At 34.2% G+C, this 1,169-nt stretch carries 2 protein-coding genes; both read right to left on the bottom strand.

From position 1 onward, the window contains the following. Window positions 1-200: 200 nt before the first annotated feature. Window positions 201-371, bottom strand: coding sequence for a hypothetical protein (locus C7377_RS09425; RefSeq protein ID WP_207778367.1), 171 nt, complete (start codon window positions 369-371; stop codon window positions 201-203). A gap of 42 nt (window positions 372-413) precedes the next feature. Next, entirely contained in the window at window positions 414-863 is a 450-nt protein-coding gene (locus C7377_RS00010) for a hypothetical protein (RefSeq protein WP_207778366.1), read from the bottom strand. Window positions 864-1,169: the final 306 nt, after the last annotated feature.

Below are 1,169 nucleotides of genomic sequence, written 5' to 3'. Positions count from 1 at the left end.
GCACTGCGATGATATAGCATTTACAAAAGGACGGGAATTTGAGTGAAGCGAAAATGTAGGAATTTTGTTCGCCGCAGGCGAATGCTATATCATCGTTAGCGTATAAATTTCAGTTGCGGAAAATCGGTACGATTTTCCGATTGAGACTGAAAGATAGAAAATTGCAATGAATTTCCGTAGGAAATTCATTGCAATTGAATTTATACATTGTTGGCAGCTGTATTTTCTTTTTTTTTCTTGATTGTCTTGTTCATAAATAATTTCATCGTGTAACCAAATCCAAGTCCGCCAATTGTCCAAAGCACAAGACCCAACAATAAAGTTTTCCAAGTTATTTCTTTTCCTTCAAAATATGGAAATCCGATTGACATAATCAAAAACATAAATGCTCCCCAACTCAGTCCTGTTTTTATTCAACTCTTTTTGTCAAATGGATTCGGAATATGTTTTATATTAATATTTTCATATCGTTTTGGTTGTTTTTCTAACCATTTTTCTTTTAGACTTTTTCTAAACCAACCCCAAATCGGAAAAGTAATTATGAGAATTATAAAACTCAGTCCGTTAGTCAAGCAAGGAATGGTATTTCCACAGCTTTTACAATAGAGTCCAAACCAATTTTTAAAAGCAGTTCCGTTTTCTGTCGACCAAGTTCTTCCATCGTGAAGTGTCTCGCAATGAGGACAAGGAACAAGTGTTCTTTCAATTCTCGGTTTGTCAATTGTTCTATCTTCCAAACTGACTTTTGGGACTCTTTGTCCTAAAATCAATTCGTTTATTGCTAAACCTGGATTCAAAATCCAATGTAGCATCATCCAATTTTTCCAAGTATAAACTTTGTATTTTTCTTTATTAAATTCCATTGCGTTTTTTTTCATATAGCTGCCAACGCAGTGCTATGTGTAGTTGTCTGTTTTTTTGTGAAGATAATTAAAATCGTTAGATTTTATATTTTTGGGAACAAAAAAATAGCAACCAATTGCATATAGCTAATGATGTGTAGCGTAAATCTCGCCTTGGCGGCGTTGTTTGATGATAGTGTTTTTTTTAGCTAATAGAGCTATATGTAATTGTCATAGCACTGCGATGATATAGCATTTACAAAAGGACGGGAATTTGAGTGAAGCGAAAATGTAGGAATTTTGTTCGCCGCAGGCGAATGCTATATC

Origin of the sequence: Balneicella halophila (assembly GCF_003096835.1) — a bacterium.
GTDB classification, from domain to species: domain Bacteria; phylum Bacteroidota; class Bacteroidia; order Bacteroidales; family Balneicellaceae; genus Balneicella; species Balneicella halophila.
Note: the sequence above shows the minus strand (reverse complement) of the source record. Positions and strands in the feature narration are given on the sequence as shown.

Excerpts from the sequence above, each read along its gene's own strand:
- C7377_RS00010 (WP_207778366.1), bottom strand. The coding sequence starts at position 863 with ATGGAATTTAATAAAGAAAAATACAAAGTTTATACTTGGAAAAATTGG.
- C7377_RS09425 (WP_207778367.1), bottom strand. The coding sequence starts at position 371 with ATGTCAATCGGATTTCCATATTTTGAAGGAAAAGAAATAACTTGGAAA.